Here is a 17,043-nt window from a genome sequence, read left to right on the forward strand (position 1 = left end):
CAGTGGGGTTCTAAGCCAGCGCAGACGCAGGACGGGCAACGGGGCTGGCTGCCGGAGAGTGGCGCTGTCACAGGTCACGGAGCAGTTCGCAACACCAGCAGTACGCAGTACCCACTTGATAGCAGTTGATCACCGAGGGAAGAACGGAGGAAAGCGCGCCATCAGGATCGCCCGGGCGGAAGTGGTGAGCCCGGGTACCGCAGGACATCGATAGTGAGGTGGTCTCCGGTCAAGCAACCGCGATCCCCGCAGCCCCGACAGCATTCCGGTCGGGTACGCGGATACAGAACGCCGGCGCAGGAACAGGGCCGGCAGATGGTGTAGCAGTTCCTTCGGGGTCCTGGTGCCGTACGGCACCAGGACCCCTCTACGCGTTCCACAGAGAGGTGCAAATGACAGCAGACGACTCCAACGGCCGTCTCGACGATGACGATTACCCCGCCTACACCATGGGCCGGGCCGCCGAGATGCTCGGCACCACCCAGGGCTTCCTCCGCGCCATCGGCGAAGCCCGCCTCATCACCCCGCTCCGCTCCGCGGGCGGGCACCGCCGATACTCCCGCTACCAGCTGCGCATCGCGGCCCGCGCCCGGGAACTCGTCGACCAGGGCACCTCCATCGAGGCCGCCTGTCGCATCGTCATCCTGGAAGACCAGCTCGCAGAAGCCCAGCGCATCAACGCCGAATACCGCCGCGCCGCCGAATCGGCGCACTCGGCGTCCGCGGGCTGAGACGGCTGAGGCTCGTCCCTCCGCAGAAGCTTCGCGGCTGCCACCCGCAGGTCGCCCGGGACGCCGAGCGTTCCGGGCCGGCCTCGTCCTGCACGGCCCGCGGGCCGGCTTTGGTGCTGCGCCGATCAGCAGACCGCTGTCTCAGGCCGACGCCTCGCGTCGGCCCGACGCCAGGATCCGGTCGATGTGATGGTCGAGCATGCGCCCGGCGGCATCCGGTGAGCGATATCCGAGGGCGACGTCCACTCCGAGGCTGGTGGCCAGTGACCCTTCCGGAGATCCGAAAGGCATCACTTCGAAGTACGACATCTTTCAGGGCCTCGGCGTGGTCCTTCTCGTCCTAGGGGCGCAGGGAGCGATCCGTCAGCTCATCGACCACGACAACGCCGGCCTGCTCGGCCGGCTGCCGGGCGGATTCGCCGTCAGCATCACCGTCTACGTTCTCGCCGTCGTCATAGGCGCAGCTGTCGCAGGCCGGGCCCATGACGCGGCGAAGGCGGCCGGACGCCGAAGCTGACGAGGCGGCTACGGACCGGCGACCTGCACGGCGCGGCTGACCGTACCGCGCCACCAGGCCGCCCTTACCGTCCCCCGAGCGCACTCGTACGTGCCGGACACATCCGAGCACACCACCCGGGCGCGGCCGCCCTCGCTGGCACCCTCTTCCGTGCCGAGCGCTCCCCGCACTGCCTGCACTGGTTCTGACCGCCCGCGCGGCCGTGGCCTTCGTGGTGAACGCCCTCGGTGAGAGGGCCGGTGCGCTCATCGCGCTGAAGGCCGCCGGGCGCATCGGGCGCCGGGTGCCGCAGGCCGGAGCGTTGATCGCGCTCGCCTCGATGGTGTCTTACGGGCTCCGGACCAGCAGCCGGCAGGCTCGCCCAAGCACGCGGACAGCCGGGAGGAGCAAGCCGGTTTCCGCCGGCGGAATTGTTCGGGGCCCGGACCGTACGGTCCGGGCCCCGAACGCCGTCCCTGGACGTCGGCCCTGGTTCAACACCTCGTGGACGAGGAGATGCGTACCGCGTTCAGCTGCCCACCGTTGATGTGATTCGTGGTCTTGGGCGGTATGCAGCTGACGCTGCCGCTGGTGAACCGGACGCGCACGACGTCGTCGTGCCGTGTGTTGACCACGGCCAAGGGGGCCGACGGTTTGGACGGCAGGGGCTGCCAGTCGGAGGTGACGTCCTTGAATTTGCCGATGATTCTGTCGTTCTTGATGAAACATACATACGGGTACGGGCAACTGGGCGCGGCCTGCGCCGGAGAGGCCGCCGCCGGGGAGGCCGCCGCCGGGGAGGCGGTGACACCGAAGCACGCCCCGGCCACCGCCATCGCCAGCACGGCACTCCTGAGGGTCTTCCTGCTCTTCAGATTCTTCATCCGCTCGTCTCTCTGCCTGGGCCTGGAAGCGGTACGGAGCGGCCTCAGCCGCAACTGGAGTTGGACGAGATGCGCACGGCGTTCAGGGTCCAGCCGGTGGAGTAGGAACTCTTCGGCGCGATGCAGACGATTCCGCCGTGGGTGTTGCGGATGTACGCGACATCGTCCCGCCGGGAGTTGACGACGGTGATGTCCTTGGGTTTGGACGGCAGGGGCTGCCAGCCGGAGGTGACGTCCTTGAATTTGCCGATGATCTTGTCGTTCTTGATGAAGCACACGTACGGGTACGGGCAACTGGGAGCGGCAGCCGCCGGCGCCGAGGAAGCGGCGGCGGCCGGTGCGGGGCCGAGGGCCGTTGCCAGTCCCACGGCGGCCGTCATGCACAGTACCGAAGCCAGGGCCGAACGAGATCTCCGCATGGAATCCCCCTCTGCTGCGTGCCGCGCGCCGGGTCGGAAAACGGGCTGCCGGAAGGGCGCGGCGACACGCAAAACGGTGATGATCATGACAATGCAAGTCTAGAAAGTGAACCACCGCCTCAGGAGCACCCTTCCGGCCAAGCTGTCGCGCCGCTGCCGTGCCGTCGCTTGCGTCCCTGGGGTGGGCGCCGTGGGCGCCGTCGTCGGTCAGGTGGTATCGGGGCCGTGGTCGGTGTGGACGCCCCGGCGGCGGCCGGCGAGTGTCGCGTCCGCCGCCGTGCGCCGCCTGCGGCCGGACGTCGCCGAGATCACTCGCGAAGAACGGTGCAAACCGAAGTAATACGGCTCTTAGTAGGGAAATTCATGTGCCGATCCGGGCGGCTTGTGGTAGGTCTAGCAATTGAACGCCCGAGCGATTTAGGGTTGCCCGGGTCATGTGCCAAGGGGGGCAATGTGTCGACGGGGGACCTGGCGTCGTGCGGGAAAGGGGTCGGCAGCATGCACTCTGCCGCCCGACGCGGCTGCCCCGCAAATCGCCACCGATGGTGACCCTTCGCACCCCCATCGCCTCCTGCGGGCGCGGTCGGGGCGGGGTCGTCGTCCGAAGCGGGTGGGGGACCGGTCGCAGTCCGGTCCGACGGTGAAGCTCGACGGGGGGAAGATGGAAGGGCAGCAGGGCGACGTGGCGCGGAAGGTTCTGCATTCATCCGAATCGGAATCCACCGCCCCCACATCCATGAGCGATATTCTTTACCTCATCAATTCCTATTGTTCCGGCGCATTGCCTTTCGACATTGTCCGGACGCTCGACGACGCACGGATCGCCTTCGTGCGAGGTGACATCGATGACGCGCTGGCCGCGGTCGACCGGACGCTCGACGAGTTGGACGGGTCCATGCCCGGGTACCGGGACGTGATCGCGCTCTGGCTGTTCATGGGGTCCGTGATCGGCGCGGACTCGAAGCGATGGATGGCCGAAGCGGCCGATGAGAGCGTGTCCGGGTCGGACGCGCTCAAAGTGGCCGCCCTGTGCGTGCAGTCGGTCGAGCACTGGCATTCGGGAAGCCTGCTCCAGGGGCTGTCACTGAACCGGTTCGCCGTCGAGCACTCCCATGACGTGGCCCCGGTGTGGCGTGTCTACGCCTACCTGCTGTTCGCCAAGAAGCTCAGCGACCTCCACATCTCCCACCACGCGCACCGTGTCGTGCGTGACCTGGACAACCTCATCGACAGCACCGGCCTCCACATGCTCGGGGCCCTGCCCGAGGCACTGCGCTCGCTGCTGCACCTCCAGGCCGGACGGTTCGACCAGACGATCGAGGCGGCCTCGAAGGCCGTGCGGATCAGCGACGAACACGACTCGGCCTTCGGCGTGAAGCTCGCCCTCTCGGTCGCGGCGACCGCCCATCTGGCGCTCGGTGACCGCGACCGCGCCGCACAATCCCTGGAGTCGTTCCACGCCCGGACCGACCACTACGCCCTGCTCGACTCCGCCGCGCGCGTCACCTTCGCGGAAACGGCCCTCGTCGCCGCGCAGGAGGGGCCGCGCGCGGCCGCCGAGCGCATACGTGCCAAGTGGCACCTGCTCAACACCCGCTCGGTGAGTCTCATCGAGGACCCCGCGAGACCGGCGTGGCTGGTCGCCGTCGCGCGGCGGGCCGGGGACACCGACCTCGCCGAACGCTGCCTCCGGGCCATCGAGCGGCTGGCGAGCGACAACCGCGGATTCAGCCTGCTGGAGAGCGCCGCGCAGAGCGCGCGGGCCGCGTCGGCCGGAGAGAAGCCCGAACTGACCTCGGTCCTGGACTTCGGCGCGGACCGCCCCGCACGGCCGGCGGCCGCGGCGGACCACCGCCCGCGCAGCTCGGAGACGGAGGCGGCAGCCGCCGGCCCCCCACCCCACGAGCCGAGACCGATCGCCTCGCTGAGCCTCAGGGAGCGGGAAATCGCGCGGTACGTGGGCCAGGGCATGACGAACCAGCAGGTCGCCAAGCAGCTTGATCTCTCCCCTCACACCGTCAACTTCCACCTGCGCAATATCTTCCGCAAGCTCTCGATCTCGACGCGTGTCAAACTCGGCCCGATCATCGCCCAATTCGATCAACCACCGGACTTCAGAGCACCGAGTTCCTGACCACAAGTTCTTGACCGCCGAAACGCTGACCACCGGATTCCTGCCCCCGGGCTTCTGCCCCCGGAGTGCCGTCAGCGTCAGTCCGTCCCGACAGCCACCGCACGGCTCAGGGCCCGCGCCGTCCCGGCCGGGTCCAGCAGGTCGATGCCCTCCAGGCCGCACAGCACGTCCTCCGCACCACCGACGGCCCGGAACTTCTCGCGCACGAGGGTCCGGTGGTCCCGGCGCGTCGCCGGGCCCGCCGAGCCGATGAACGCCTCGCACTCCTCGGTCACGACGGTGCCGTCGGTCAGTTCGACGGCGACTCTGGCGCCGATGGCCATCGTGGCGTTCTCCAGCGTCTCGGCCGGCGCCCCCAGCCCGGCCAGGATGCGAGGGACGTCCTCACCGCCCCAGGCGTGCAGTTCGGGCCAGTCCAGGGCGCGGTCACCGGCCTGGCGCAGAGCCTCGCCGAGCGGGGACGTCGCCCGCACCATCCGTTCCGACAGCAGCATGTCGTGCTCGACCGTGACCTTGTCCGCCAGGGACCAGCGGGCCTCGTCGCCGATCGCCGCAGGGGTCAGGTCCCGCACCCCGAAGGCACCGGTCGACAGCAGCGTGGCGATGCCGTACCCGATCGACAAGGTCGCGGCGGACACGCTGGTGTCCGGACCGTGCAGGTCCCGGGCGACCTTCCGCTCCATCTGCCAGGTGAGCAGCGAGCCGTGGACGAGGACGCGCCGGACGCGCGACGCGTCGAGCGCGCCGAGCCGCCGGTGGAGGCGCTCGGCGCAGTCGAACGCGGCGTGCAGATAGGCGCTGCCCGGGAAACGCTTGTACGTCAGAGTGTCCGTGTGCCAGCGGTGCCCCAGACCTTCGGTCACCGCGTCCGGCAGGGGCACGACCGACAGGTGCGCCAACAGCCCCTCGGGGTGTTCGAGGATCGCCTCCGGCCCGGCCAGCCCGTGGGCCGCGGCATCACACGCGTCGAGCGCCAGGCGGACCGGCGCCGCCGCGCTGAGCGCCTTGACGTCACTGGTGACGACCCCGTGATGGAGGGGAACGGCCAGGATGCCGAACGCCATGCCCAGCCCCGCCGCCCACTCCCGCTCGGACGCGCGGCGGGCGTGCAGCCGGGCCGCCGCCGCGCTCGCCAGATGGCAGTGCGTGTTCGTCTGGCCGCGGAAGAAGGGGCTGAGGATCGTGGCGGCCGAGACGCGCGCCGCGCACTCGTTCGCGACGACGATCGTGGCCAGCAGCGACTTCCCGTCGAGGCCCCCGCGCACCGCCTCCGCGACCGCGACGTTCACCGCGCCGGCGGACACGTGCCCCGAGTAGGCCACCTCGTCGAAGTCGAGGGCCGTCGCCAAGGCCGCCAGCACATAGGCGGACCGCCCGGCGTCGGACTGGAGCGGCGGACCGAACGCGTTGACGATCTTCCTGCCGACCGGGTGCTCCAACGAACCGCGCACGGCCGCGAGGTTCGAGACGAGCTGACTGCGTGCCGCCGCCAGGGTGTGCTCGGGGATGTCCTCGTGCGTCACCCTCCGGGCCCAGGCGGCCAGCCTGGTGGTCAGGCTCGCCCGCGGAGCGTCGCCCGGCGGTGCCGGCGCGGTGTCACCGGGCCTCGTGGACGTCATGTGCGCGTTCCCCCGTCGTGCGGCGGCACGGCGAGAGCGGGCGCCGTGCCGTTCGTGAATCCGGTCCGTTCTCCCAGAGCGCGGTAGGCGCGCTCGTGCCACAGCAGCGGCCGGCCGTCGCCGACGCGTACCGCGGTCAGCCGCCCGTACACGACGACGTGGTCGCCGATCTCGTCGAGGGAGTGCACGTCGCACCAGCCGATCGTCAGCGTCCCGGCGATCGTGGGAGCGCCGCGGACCAGCCGCACCTCGTGCCCCAGGTCCTCGAAGCGCGCACTGTCACTGGGCGGGCGGCTGAACCGGTCCGCCAGGTACGGCTGGTCCTCGGACAGCAGATGCACGGCGAAGCGCCCGGCGTGCCGGATCGCGGCCACGGTGCGCGACCCGCCGGAGACGCAGCACAGCACGATGGGCGGATCCATCGACACGCTCGTCACGGTGCTCACGGTCGTTCCCGACCACCCGGAGTCGCCGCACGCGGTCACGACGGCGACGCCGGCCGTGAGCTTGCGGAAGTACGCGCGGCACGCCGCGTCGCCCGGCGCCGTCTCCGCCTGCGGCAGGGCACCGACACTCACCACGGGTCAGCCCTCCTTGAACCACGGCGGCGCGTCCGCCGTCGTCAGCACGGTCAGCGCCGAGGGGACGACGTGGATGTCATAGGCGGGCGTGTTCCGTGGCATGACCTCACCGTCGTGTTCGTAGAGCACGGCCCGGCCGCCGGTGTCCGCGACGGTGATCCGCTCTCCGCGGCCCCACAGGATGCCGGGGACCTCGTGCACGTCGCCCTGGACGGCGGCCTGCGCGAAGGCACCCATGTCCACTGCCGAGGTGACCACCGTGATGTCGAGCAGACCGTCGTCGACGATCGACGCCGGGACCAGGTTCAACAGCCCGCCGCGGTAACGGAAGCCGCCGACGATCGTCTCGACGACGCCGCCCTCGTGGAGCACCTCCCCGTCGACGGTCACCCGCCCCGGGTACGGCTCGTGGTCCTCCATGGCGGCCAGGGCGGCCGCCATCAACAGGTCCCGGCCCTTTTCCGGCCGGTTCCGCGCGGCCAGCAACGTCGCGGCGAACAGCCCGCTGCCGGAACCGAGGACCACGACGTGGTCGTTCTGCTCGATCCGGGCCAGGTCGATCGTCCGGGCTCTCGCTTCGCCACGCAGCGCGAGGGCGACCACGGTCTCCCACGGTGCGTCGTTCCACAGCCCGCGGTAGACGGAGTTCCCGGTGCCGCCCGGCGCGACCAGGAGCGGCGGGACCGCTCCGAAGCCGGCCTCACCGGCGCGGAAGAGGCCGGTGGCCACCTCGCAGACCGTGCCGTCGCCCCCCACGCTGACGACCAGGTCGGGCGGCTCCGCCGCGCCGGCCAGTTTGTAGGCGATGTCGCGGGCATCGCCCGGGGCGGTCGTCCGTACGGTGTGCACCTCGGCGGCGCCGACCGCCTCCAGGGCGGCCACCATCCGTTCCCCGTCGCCACCTGCCGCCGGGTTGACCACCACGGCGACGTGCAGACCTTGTGTCATGTTCCTACCTCTCCTGATGCGGTTTCTCGACACGCTGTTCCCGACCGGTGACGGCGTTACGAACGGAGCGCTGCGAACAGAGCGCTACGAACGGAGCCTGCGCACGACACTGACGCGCGCCCCCCGCCGGGGAATCATGGTGATGTGGTTCATGGCGCTGCCCTCGTCGCCGGGGTCGACGGCCCTGAGCTCCACGGCCCGCAGCACCCCCGCCAGCACCGTCTCGACCTCCACCTGGGCGAACATGGCGCCGATGCACCGGCGCACACCGCCTCCGAACGGGATCCAGGCGTTCTGCGGCGGCGAGCCCTCCAACCACCGCTCCGGGCGGAACCGCTTCGCGTCGGCGCCCCACAGCCGCGGGTCGCACTGCACGGCTCCGACGGACGGCAGCACCGCGACGCCGGCGGGAAGCCGGTAACCCCCCAGCTCGATCGGCTCGGTGAGCCGCCGGGCGACGTTGTGGATCACCGGCCGGACCCGCAGCGCCTCCTTGAACACCGCGGTCCGGTAGGCGTCCTTGGGATCGTCGAGTCCCTCGCGGACCCGCGCCAGGACGTCGGGGTGCCGCAGCAGCCGCTCGAAGAGCCAGGCGAGCGCGACCGCGGTCGTCTCGTGCCCCGCCACGAGCAGCGTCATCACCTCGTCGCGCACGACCTCGTCGTCGGGTTCGCTCTCCACCAGCATCGACAGGACGTCCGTGCGCCGGGACCGCTCGGGGTCGCGGCGGCGCCGGGCGATCTCCGCGTAGATCAGCGCGTCGGCGTGTTCGAGGTTGCGCACCACCTTGCGCCAGGGCCAGACCCTGCCGAGCTCGGGGCGGATCCACACCAGGATGTCCGACAGGCTGATGTCGGACACCCGGCGCAGGGCCCGGCTCAGTTCGGCCGCGCGCCGCACGTCGTCGACGCCGAACACCACCCGGACCATGATCTCCAGGGTGAGCGCGTAGGCCCGGTCCAGGAACCGGACGGGCTCGCCGACCGGCCAGCTGCGCGCCTCCTGTTCGGCGATCTCCCGCATCGTCGTCGTCAGGTCGAGGATGCGGTCGTGGTGGAACGGCGGCATCATGCGCTTGCGCGCCGGCTTGTGGTCGGGAGCGTCGAGTGTCAGCAGCGAATGACGACCGACGATCGGCACGAGCAGCGAGTTCCCCTCGCCCGCGTGGAAGACCTCCGGCGCACCCCGGAACACCTCCTTGATGTGCTCGGGGTCGCGCAGGATGACGAACGGGCCGCCCGGCACCACCCGCAGGGTCACGATGTCCCCGTACCGGTCGTGCATCAGCGGCAGGTAGTGCTGGCGCCCCCGCCGGAAGCTGATGGTCTGCCGCAGCACCGATTCCGACGGCCCCGGAGGCATCCGGTCCATCGGCTCGGTGATCGACACGCTGCTGATCGACGCCGACGTCATCAGCCGCTCGTTGGCGCTCACGTTGTCGCTCCCGACTCTGCTCATGTGCTCTCTCCGTCCGTCATGCGTGGCTGCTCCGCCCGGCCGGTACCGCGGCCGGGCCCGGGCCGCCCGGTGCCTGCGGCCGCCCGGCCCCGGCCGTCAGATGGGCCAGATAGCGGTCGAGGACGCGGTCCACGAGGCGCCCCCGGGGCACCCACGGGGCCTTCGGCCGCACCCATGGCAGGCAGAACGACAGGTCGCCCCCGGTGCCCTCGACGATCCAGCGCGCCAGATGGGCGCCGTTGTACACCGCGACCGCGAGCCCGTGCCCGTTACACCCACCGGCGTGAAGCAGCCCGGGGTCCCCGCGGTGGTGACCGACGACCGGGAGGCCGTCGCGAGTCATGGCGACCGGGCCCGCCCAGGTGGACTCGATCTCCACGTCGGCGAGCGTCGGCGACAGGGCCCGTACGGCCGCCCGGAGCCGGCCCGGAGCGGGCGCCCGGGAGCCGAAGGGACCCCGCCGGACCGCTCCGCCGCCGACCACGAGCCGCCCGTCGGGCATGAGCCGGAAGTAGGGCGACAGCTCCCCGTGCTCGATCAGGGGCTCGGCCCGCAGCCCGGCCAGCGCCGCGAGCGCCTCCTCCGGGAGCTCGCGCGTCACCCCGGCCTGCACCCGCAGCCCCACCACCCCTGCCGGCGCCCCCGGCGCCGCACCGAACGCGTTGACCGCCACCACGACGTGATCGGCGACGATCTCGCCGCCGTCGGTGGACAGCGTGGTGAGCAGCCCCCGCCGGACGGCCCGCACCGGACTGCGCTCGAAGACGGTCAGGCCGCGCCGCTCACCGACCCCGGCGAGCTGCCCGGTGAGCGCGACCGGATCCAGGGTCGCGGCCTCGCCGTAGCGCAGTCCGCCGAGGTAGCGGGCCGCGACGGGGGGCAGCTCGTCCCGCTCGACCAGCGCGACGGGCAGAGCGAGGGCCTGGGCGGCATCGGCCTCCCGCCGCTGCTCCTCGGCGGCCTTCTCGTCGCGGGCGACGACGAGTTGGCTGCCCGGGGTCAGGTCACACGCGATTTCGTGACGCCGCACCAGGTCGAGAACGTGCCGGACCGCCGCGACGGACCAAAGGTGCGAGGCGCGCGCCACGTCGTCGCCGTACCGCCGGCGGGCCACGCTCAGCGCCGGCCCGATCCGGGGGCCGAGCAGCCCGGTGCCCCGGCCGCTCGCGCCGGACGCCACGCGGTCCGCCTCCACCACGACGACCCGCAGACCGGGATCGCGTTCGAGCAGCTCGACCGCGGTGGACAGCCCGGTCAGCCCCGCCCCGACGACGGCGACGTCGCAGCGCAGGCGGCCGAGCAGACGGGGGCGCGAGACCGTGTCCTCGCCGCGCGCCCAAGGGGCCCGGGAGCCGTTCATCGGCGGCTCCGACGCACGCCGGCGAGTGGGAACCGCCGGCCGCCGGTGACGGCCCGGGCGATCGCCCGGGCGTCGACCGCCATGTCGGGCAGCTGACCGGGCGGCAGCCGGTAACCCTGGAAGTACATGCCGGGCGCGTGCGGCGCGGTCCGGCCGCCGTGGACGATCGGACGCCCGCCCGGCTGCGCCAGGACGCCGAGGTGCCCCAGAACGCGTTCCATGTCGGGCCGCTGCCCGGTCGAGGCGATGACGACGTCCGGCTTGATGCTCGCCCCGTCTTCGAGCAGCACCGCCTTCTTGTCGAACCCGGTGACACCCGTGACGACCTCGATCGACCCGTCCCGGACGGCGGCTATCAACCCCCGGTCGATGGCCCCGTAGGCGTGCCCGATGCGGGCCGCGCCGGCCATCGTGCCCTCCTTGGGCGCGGCCAGGCCGTACGACGACAGGTCGCCCCACTGCATTTTGTGCATCAGCAGACTGGCCCGGTTGACCAGCCCGTGCGGCAGCGGGCCGTGCTTGATGGCCTGGCACAGCAGCGATGTGGCCGGGCTGAGCTTGAACAGCACCGGCATGTTGCGGATCGACATCCGCACGCGGGACGCGCCGGCGTGCGCCACGGCCACGGCGATGTCGATCCCCGTCGGTCCGCAGCCGACCACCAGGACGTCCTTGCCGACGAAGGAGTCGGGCACGGTGTAGGCCCGCGCGTGCAGGAATTCGCCCTCGAACTCGTCCAGGCCGGGCCAGTCCGGCACGAACGGCTTGCGGTGGAGGCCCGTCGCGACGACGACGTTGCGCGTCGGCAGGTCCCCGCCCGAGGTCCGGACCACCCAGCGGCCCGCCTCCCGGTCGACGCGGTGGACCTCGGTCTCGTAACGGATGTCCGGGTCCAGGACCTCGACGTACTTCTTCATGTAGGCGAGGAAGTCGTTGCGCATCGGCCACGGCCCGAACTCCGCGGAGAGCCGCATGCCGGGCAGCGAACTCAGCCGGCGCCAGGAGTTCATCCGCAGCGACGGGTAGTAGGAGTGCCAACTGGAGCAGGCGATCTTCTCCCGGTCGAGGAGCAGGGGATCGAGACCGGCCTCCTTCAGCGTCCAGGCCACCGCGAGACCACCCGGCCCCGCGCCGATGATGATCGGGCGTTCACTGCTCACGGACATGTTCCTCACCTCAGACCCGTTCGGGCGTCGAATGTTCCGCGCTGTGCTGCGCGACGACACGCTTCTCGAACTCCACGAACGCGGGGACCGCCACCGGCTCGAACCGCACGCGGAAGGACTTCAGGAAATTGCCGAAGAGCGCGCGATCGCCGCACAGATGGATCGGCACGGCGAGGAAGGCCCACTCCAAGCCCGCCACCGCCGCCCAGACGCCGAGGACGACGGCGTGCGTGACGAAGCTGTGCATCGTGTTGTAGAGGACGTAGTAGACCTTGGAGATCCGGCCGTTCGCGGCGCGCCGGAACGCGATCGCCCCCGGGACGTAGCCGATCAGGTCGATGTAGACGAACAGCAGCACCGCGACCCACCAGCGCACCTCGGAGAGGTGCCGCAGGAAGAGCGCCGCGCTGACCAGGAGCGCGACGCCGTACTCCCAGCGCAGCAGCCGGAACGTCACCCTGCTCTCGAACCGGTTCACATGGTCCATCGCCGGCCCCGGGCCTACGCCGACAGCGCGGCGTCGGGCTCGGGCCGGACAGCCAGTCGCGCGGTCACCGCCATGGCCGTCGCCGGATCGCCGACGACGTGTGCCTCCCCGAGCAGCCGGTGGACGATGGTGGCGATGGCCTCCTTGAGGACCTTCGTCGCGATCGGTTCCAGCACCCCGGCCAGGCTGGGGATGCCGAAGTCGAAGGTCACCTCGAACGTCACCTCGCAGCCGCCCGCGAGGGGTTCCACCCGCCAGGACCCGCGGAAGACGTCGAAGTCCCCGGCGGTCTGCTCGAAGACGATCCGGCGCAGCTCGGGCTGGAGGTAGTCCACCTCGGACCAGCGCAGCGGACCGTTGCGGAAGAGGATGTCCCACTCGCTGACCAGCGGTTCGTCGCGCGCGTTCCCGTGGACGACGACGGAGCGCACCTCGTCCACGAACTCCGGGTACTTCTCGAACTCGGTGATGCGCCGGTACGCGAGGTCCGCGTCCGCCGCGTACGACTGCAACTTCAATTCCAGGCTACGCATGTGCCGTCACCTCGTACTCGGGGTTCCGCTCGGCGACCGACCTGGCCGCCCGCTCGAACCGGTCGAAAAGAAAAGCCACGTCGGAATCGGTCATCGTCGCGGGTGGCGTGAGCCGCATGACGTGATCCGAGTTGAGGGAGAGATTCGCGATGACGTCCTGGGTGACGAGCGCCATGAACAGGTCCGCCGCCATGGCCGGGTCCGCGAAGTCGATCCCGATCAGCAGGCCCGCGCCGCGCACCTCGTACGGGTGGTGCGGCAGGTACGTGGCCATGATCCGCTTGAGCTCCGGTGTGAGCCGGGCGCCGAGAGCGGCGGCCCGCTCGACCAGGCCGTCCTCCTGGATCGCCAGGATCGCGCCGCACACGGCGGCCATCGCGATCGGCGCGGCCGAGAACGTCGACGTGTGCAGGATCGGGTCGCGGTCGAGAACGGAGAAGGTCTCCTCCGTCGCGACGGTCGCGGCCACCGGGACCACCGCGCCACCGAGCGCCTTGCCCGAGAGCAGGATGTCGGGGCTGACCCCCTCGGCGTCGCACCCCCACCACGCGCCGAGCCGGCCGAGACCCGACTGCACCTCGTCGACGACGAGCAGGGCCCCGTGGCGGGAGCACACCTCGCGCACGGCCCGGAGGTAGCCCGGAGCGGGGATCACCACACCGGCCTCGCCCTGTACCGGTTCGACGATCACGCAGGTCTCGCCCGGATGCCGCCGCAGCACCCGCGCCAGCGCCTCGACGTCGCCGAACGGGACGTGTTCGACGTCCGGCAGCAGCGGCCGGAACGGCTTCTGGAAGGTGTCCCGCGCGGTCACCGAGAGGGCACCCATGGTCTTGCCGTGGTAGCCGCCGGTCATCGACACCAGACGGTGGCGGCCGTTGAGCCGGGCGAGTTTGATCGCCGCCTCCACGGCCTCGGCCCCGGAACCGGAGAAGTGCACGCGGTCGAGGCCCGGCGGGGTCACGGACGTCAGGAGCTCGGCCGCCCTCGCGGCCGCCGGGTCGAGGAAGATCCGCGTTCCGATCGGATGGGTCCGCAGCTGGCGCTCGACCTCGCGCACCACGGTGGGATGGCGGGCACCGGTGATGAAGACCCCGTACCCCCCGACGTTGAGGATCCGCCGGCCCCGGCTCGTGGTGAGCCACGCGCCGGACGACTCCACTTCCACCTGGCCGCCCAGCACCTCGGCCAGCCGGGCGCGGCCCGAACTCATGGTGCGCCGGTACGCCGCCGCCACCCAGGCGTCGTCCGTGATTGCTCTCTCGGCCATCTGATACCTCACTCGAACCTGAGTACGTCGCCGGCGAAATTCGCGGCCAGCGCCCGGCTGGTGCCGGCTTTGGAGGGCGGATGGAAGCTCACGCAGTGACAGGCCGCGGCGAGGTACGCCACGTCCGGCGACCCGATGAAGGCCATACCGCCCAGGGCCTCGACCGCCCGCTTCGCGGTGTCGACGATCGCCTCCTGGGCGCCGTACCGGGCGATCATGGCTTTGGTGAGGGCGGCGTTGTCGCCTTCCTTGGCGGCCAACTGCCGGGCGATTCCCTCCAGCAGCTGCGCCGCGGCCTCGATGCGCACACCCAGGTCCGTCACCTGCTCCGCGCCCAGCTTCCTGCTCGCGAAGGCCCGTTCCACCAGGGCACTGGCCATGCCCAGGTAGCAGGAGGTGATCAGCATCTCGAACCACATGAACCCGACGGTCTGCAACTCGTCCAGTTCGCCCTGTTCACCGATGTCGGTGGGCACGAGCAGCCGGTCGTCGACGAAGACGTCGGTCAGCCGGACCTCGTCGCTCTCGGCCCCGGCCAGCACGTTGCTGCCCCAGAACGGATGGACGGACACACCGGGCGTCTGCGCCGGCACGAGCATCAGCACCGTCTCGGATCCGCCGTCCTGCGCCGGCACCGAGACACTGGCCGACAGCAGGTCCATGGAGCGCGAGATGCTGCAGGGCCGCTTGGACCCGCTCACGACGATGCCGCCGTCCTTGCGTACCCCGCTGACGGTGGGCGACAGGATCCCCTGCCCGGGGTTCCCCTCGGCGAACCCCGAGGCCACCAGGAGGTTCTGCGTGGCGATGCCCTCCAGCAGCGCCCACTCGACACCGCTGGACCGCAGGCTCTCGGCGAGCGTGAAGATGGTCGCCACCGAGAAGTGGTGCATGGTCGACGCCACCGCCAGGGACGGCGCGGCCGCTCCGATCGCCCGGGTGACCTGGATCGCCTCCAGCGGGGTGGCACCGGATCCCGAGTAGCTCTTCGGAATGACCAGAGCCGGACCGCCGCTCGCCCGGAACAGCTCCAGACCCGGATTGCCGGGCTTCTCCAGCTCGGTGAGGGGAATCTCCGCCAGCTTGGCCAGGAGACCCGGCAGGTACCTCTCACAGACCTCGCGTGCCTCGTCAAGCGTGCGCATCGTGCTCCTTCCCCTCGGACGGCCGCGGGGCGTCGCCCATGACGATGGACACGCCTTGGAGATGCGTGGTCCGCAGCACCGGGTAGTTGGCCTCGCCGAAAACCCCACCGGTCAGCCCGGTGCCGCCGTGCGAGGGCAGCGGAGCGGTGAACGCGACGTGCGAGTCGTTGACCTTGAGCAGTCCGCCCTTGACCGTCTCGGACACGAACCGGTCGATCACCGACGCGTCCCGTGCCCACAGCGAGTTCCGCAGCCCGTACAGATTCGTGTTCACGAACTCGACGAAGCGGTCGAACAGGGTCTCGTCGTCGGCCTGCTCGGGGACGACGATCGGCAGCAGCGGGAAGAACGTCTCGTGCTTGACCACGTCCGACTCGCGCGCGTCGCGCAGACCGTCGACCCTGATCACCGTCGGTTCGAGGAAGAACCCGGCGCTGTCCCGGGTCCCGTCGATCTGCATGCCGAGGCCGCCGGTGACGACGGTCGCGCCGTGCTCGACGGCTTCGGCCAGGAACTGGTGGAACTTGTCGTGCCGCAGGACGGGGGAGAGCAGCACACCCTCCTCGTCCGGGTAACCGGGACGCAGGGCCTTCGCCCGCTCCACGACGCGGGCGATCAGGTCGTCCGCCACGTCCGGGTGGACGACCGCCTGGTTGGGAATCATGCAGAGCTGGCCGGAGCCGTGGAAGCTTTCGACGAGCGCGTCGGCGGCCCGGTCGAGGTCCGCGTCCTTCCAGACCAGGACCACGTCGTTGCCTGCCAGTTCGAGGATCGGCTTCTTGCCGGCCTCGACGCACCGGCCCTCCAGCTTCAGGCCGCTCGGGACGTCACCGAAGTACATGATGTCGTCCACGTGCGGGCTGTTGATCCAGGCGTCGAGCATGGGCCCGGGGTGCCCGCACACGATGTTGAGGAGACCCGGCGGGGCACCGATCTCGTCCAGGATCGGCGCGATCATGTGGCGCAGCGCGTAGGTCACGCCGAACGGCGCGGTGCGCGGCGCCCGCACGACGGCCGCGTTGCCCCCGGGAATGCACATGGTGCCCAGCAGCGCACTGACCAGCGGGGCGTTGGCGGGCGGGGTGATGCACACGACGCCGTCGGCCTGCCGCCGGACGATGTTGCGGCGGCCGTCCACGGAGAACTCCTGCCACAGCTGTCCGCGCAGGTAGTCCGTCGTCTCCTTGCGGGTCAGCTCGCGCATCCCGGAGATCTCCCACTTGGCGAGCTCCAGGGGATGACCCTCCAGGGTCAGCAGCCGGACGAGTTCGTCCCGGTGCTCGTCGATGGTGGCGCGCAGCAGCTCCATCCAGCCGTCGAACCGCGTCGCGAGCGGTACCGAACGCCAGATCCGGGTCGCCTCGGCCGCGGCGGCCAGCGCGTCCTGGGACGTCTCCTTGTCGGCGACCGCGACCCGGCCGGCGATCACGCCCGCGGGCACTTCGTCGGGCGAGATCCTGCCCGACTCGAGCTTGCGCTTCAGGCTCAGGCTCGCGAACGAATCGTCCAGGACGGCACGGGCGGAGAGCACGTACACCCACTGACCGCTCTCCACGTCCTTTCCGCGGACGTAACTGCTCAATGAAGGTATGTGATGGGGGTGGGATCCGGCGTTCGCTGTCAAAGTGACCTCTGCAATCTGGATGCCGATGACAACTCGGTGGCGGTGGACCGCCCGCTTCAGTGGTGCGTCAACGAGTGTCGACGTCGGCTCTGAAATGCCCCTGACGCCCCGTGCGCCGGGACGTCGGCCGGGCGTCAGACGGGGTCGCTAACGTCTGTTCCAACGCATCGCCGAACGTGGGGACAGCG

General features: G+C 70.9%; 16 protein-coding genes. 3 read left to right on the forward strand and 13 right to left on the reverse strand.

Annotation, left to right across the window (positions count from 1 at the left end):
• Window positions 1–392: 392 nt before the first annotated feature.
• Both ABZ951_RS02345 and ABZ951_RS02350 read left to right on the forward strand, forming a co-directional pair.
• Window positions 393–731, forward strand: coding sequence for a MerR family transcriptional regulator (locus ABZ951_RS02345; RefSeq protein WP_344084575.1), 339 nt, complete (start codon window positions 393–395; stop codon window positions 729–731).
• Window positions 732–987: 256 nt separating this feature from the next.
• Window positions 988–1,248 carry a hypothetical protein gene (locus tag ABZ951_RS02350; protein ID WP_344084572.1) on the forward strand — a complete coding sequence of 87 codons (261 nt, stop codon included), beginning with the start codon at window positions 988–990 and terminating at the stop codon, window positions 1,246–1,248.
• A gap of 473 nt (window positions 1,249–1,721) precedes the next feature.
• Here ABZ951_RS02350 and ABZ951_RS02355 read toward each other — a convergent pair whose 3' ends face one another.
• On the reverse strand, window positions 1,722–2,111 hold the full coding sequence (locus tag ABZ951_RS02355) for a hypothetical protein (RefSeq protein ID WP_344084569.1): 390 nt from the start codon (window positions 2,109–2,111) through the stop codon (window positions 1,722–1,724).
• A gap of 44 nt (window positions 2,112–2,155) precedes the next feature.
• The gene (locus ABZ951_RS02360; RefSeq protein WP_344084567.1) at window positions 2,156–2,479 is read right to left on the reverse strand and encodes a hypothetical protein; all 324 of its coding nucleotides are present in this window, start codon (window positions 2,477–2,479) and stop codon (window positions 2,156–2,158) included.
• A gap of 832 nt (window positions 2,480–3,311) precedes the next feature.
• On the opposite strand from ABZ951_RS02360, the gene ABZ951_RS02365 reads away from it, so the two are divergent.
• Window positions 3,312–4,664 carry a LuxR C-terminal-related transcriptional regulator gene (locus ABZ951_RS02365; RefSeq protein WP_361278592.1) on the forward strand — a complete coding sequence of 451 codons (1,353 nt, stop codon included), beginning with the start codon at window positions 3,312–3,314 and terminating at the stop codon, window positions 4,662–4,664.
• Window positions 4,665–4,741: 77 nt separating this feature from the next.
• On the opposite strand, the gene ABZ951_RS02370 is transcribed toward ABZ951_RS02365, so the two are convergent.
• The 11 genes from ABZ951_RS02370 to ABZ951_RS02420 all read right to left on the reverse strand — a co-directional run bounded on the left by ABZ951_RS02370 (window position 4,742) and on the right by ABZ951_RS02420 (window position 16,813).
• A complete protein-coding gene (locus ABZ951_RS02370) occupies window positions 4,742–6,283 on the reverse strand; it encodes an MmgE/PrpD family protein (RefSeq protein ID WP_344084561.1) in 1,542 nt (513 codons plus the stop codon).
• Complete coding sequence (locus tag ABZ951_RS02375) at window positions 6,280–6,864, reverse strand: flavin reductase family protein (protein ID WP_344084558.1); 585 nt, start codon at window positions 6,862–6,864, stop codon at window positions 6,280–6,282. Before ABZ951_RS02375 ends, ABZ951_RS02370 begins: the two co-directional genes overlap by 4 nt.
• Before the next feature lie 3 nt (window positions 6,865–6,867).
• Window positions 6,868–7,812, reverse strand: a complete 945-nt coding sequence (locus ABZ951_RS02380; protein ID WP_344084555.1) for a diacylglycerol kinase family protein — start codon at window positions 7,810–7,812, stop codon at window positions 6,868–6,870.
• Between the two features lie 84 nt (window positions 7,813–7,896).
• Window positions 7,897–9,270, reverse strand: coding sequence for a cytochrome P450 (locus ABZ951_RS02385; protein WP_344084551.1), 1,374 nt, complete (start codon window positions 9,268–9,270; stop codon window positions 7,897–7,899).
• A gap of 16 nt (window positions 9,271–9,286) precedes the next feature.
• Window positions 9,287–10,630, reverse strand: a complete 1,344-nt coding sequence (locus ABZ951_RS02390; RefSeq protein WP_344084548.1) for an FAD-binding oxidoreductase — start codon at window positions 10,628–10,630, stop codon at window positions 9,287–9,289.
• Entirely contained in the window at window positions 10,627–11,790 is a 1,164-nt protein-coding gene (locus ABZ951_RS02395; protein WP_361278598.1) for an NAD(P)/FAD-dependent oxidoreductase, read from the reverse strand. The genes ABZ951_RS02390 and ABZ951_RS02395 overlap by 4 nt, the downstream gene beginning before the upstream one ends.
• 16 nt (window positions 11,791–11,806) lie before the next feature.
• On the reverse strand, window positions 11,807–12,283 hold the full coding sequence (locus ABZ951_RS02400; protein ID WP_344084542.1) for a hypothetical protein: 477 nt from the start codon (window positions 12,281–12,283) through the stop codon (window positions 11,807–11,809).
• A 14-nt stretch (window positions 12,284–12,297) separates the two neighbouring features.
• Window positions 12,298–12,816: an SRPBCC family protein gene (locus ABZ951_RS02405; protein ID WP_344084539.1), complete on the reverse strand. Its 519-nt coding sequence runs from the start codon at window positions 12,814–12,816 to the stop codon at window positions 12,298–12,300.
• Window positions 12,809–14,086, reverse strand: coding sequence for an aminotransferase class III-fold pyridoxal phosphate-dependent enzyme (locus tag ABZ951_RS02410; RefSeq protein WP_344084536.1), 1,278 nt, complete (start codon window positions 14,084–14,086; stop codon window positions 12,809–12,811). Before ABZ951_RS02410 ends, ABZ951_RS02405 begins: the two co-directional genes overlap by 8 nt.
• A gap of 8 nt (window positions 14,087–14,094) precedes the next feature.
• The gene (locus ABZ951_RS02415; RefSeq protein ID WP_344084533.1) at window positions 14,095–15,231 is read right to left on the reverse strand and encodes an acyl-CoA dehydrogenase family protein; all 1,137 of its coding nucleotides are present in this window, start codon (window positions 15,229–15,231) and stop codon (window positions 14,095–14,097) included.
• Window positions 15,218–16,813: an aldehyde dehydrogenase gene (locus tag ABZ951_RS02420; protein WP_344084530.1), complete on the reverse strand. Its 1,596-nt coding sequence runs from the start codon at window positions 16,811–16,813 to the stop codon at window positions 15,218–15,220. Before ABZ951_RS02420 ends, ABZ951_RS02415 begins: the two co-directional genes overlap by 14 nt.
• Between the last annotated feature and the right edge of the window lie 230 nt (window positions 16,814–17,043).

Origin of the sequence: Streptomyces sp. NPDC046215 (assembly GCF_040646215.1) — a bacterium.
GTDB lineage: Bacteria > Actinomycetota > Actinomycetes > Streptomycetales > Streptomycetaceae > Streptomyces > Streptomyces stramineus.

What these genes read in the sequence shown, in the direction of transcription:
- ABZ951_RS02355 (WP_344084569.1), bottom strand. Translation starts at nt 2,111, where the DNA reads ATGAAGAATCTGAAGAGCAGGAAGACCCTCAGGAGTGCCGTGCTGGCG.
- ABZ951_RS02400 (WP_344084542.1), bottom strand. Translation starts at nt 12,283, where the DNA reads ATGGACCATGTGAACCGGTTCGAGAGCAGGGTGACGTTCCGGCTGCTG.
- ABZ951_RS02385 (WP_344084551.1), bottom strand. Translation starts at nt 9,270, where the DNA reads ATGAGCAGAGTCGGGAGCGACAACGTGAGCGCCAACGAGCGGCTGATG.
- ABZ951_RS02390 (WP_344084548.1), bottom strand. Translation starts at nt 10,630, where the DNA reads ATGAACGGCTCCCGGGCCCCTTGGGCGCGCGGCGAGGACACGGTCTCG.
- ABZ951_RS02345 (WP_344084575.1), top strand. Translation starts at nt 393, where the DNA reads ATGACAGCAGACGACTCCAACGGCCGTCTCGACGATGACGATTACCCC.
- ABZ951_RS02410 (WP_344084536.1), bottom strand. Translation starts at nt 14,086, where the DNA reads ATGGCCGAGAGAGCAATCACGGACGACGCCTGGGTGGCGGCGGCGTAC.
- ABZ951_RS02370 (WP_344084561.1), bottom strand. Translation starts at nt 6,283, where the DNA reads ATGACGTCCACGAGGCCCGGTGACACCGCGCCGGCACCGCCGGGCGAC.
- ABZ951_RS02415 (WP_344084533.1), bottom strand. Translation starts at nt 15,231, where the DNA reads ATGCGCACGCTTGACGAGGCACGCGAGGTCTGTGAGAGGTACCTGCCG.
- ABZ951_RS02380 (WP_344084555.1), bottom strand. Translation starts at nt 7,812, where the DNA reads ATGACACAAGGTCTGCACGTCGCCGTGGTGGTCAACCCGGCGGCAGGT.
- ABZ951_RS02405 (WP_344084539.1), bottom strand. Translation starts at nt 12,816, where the DNA reads ATGCGTAGCCTGGAATTGAAGTTGCAGTCGTACGCGGCGGACGCGGAC.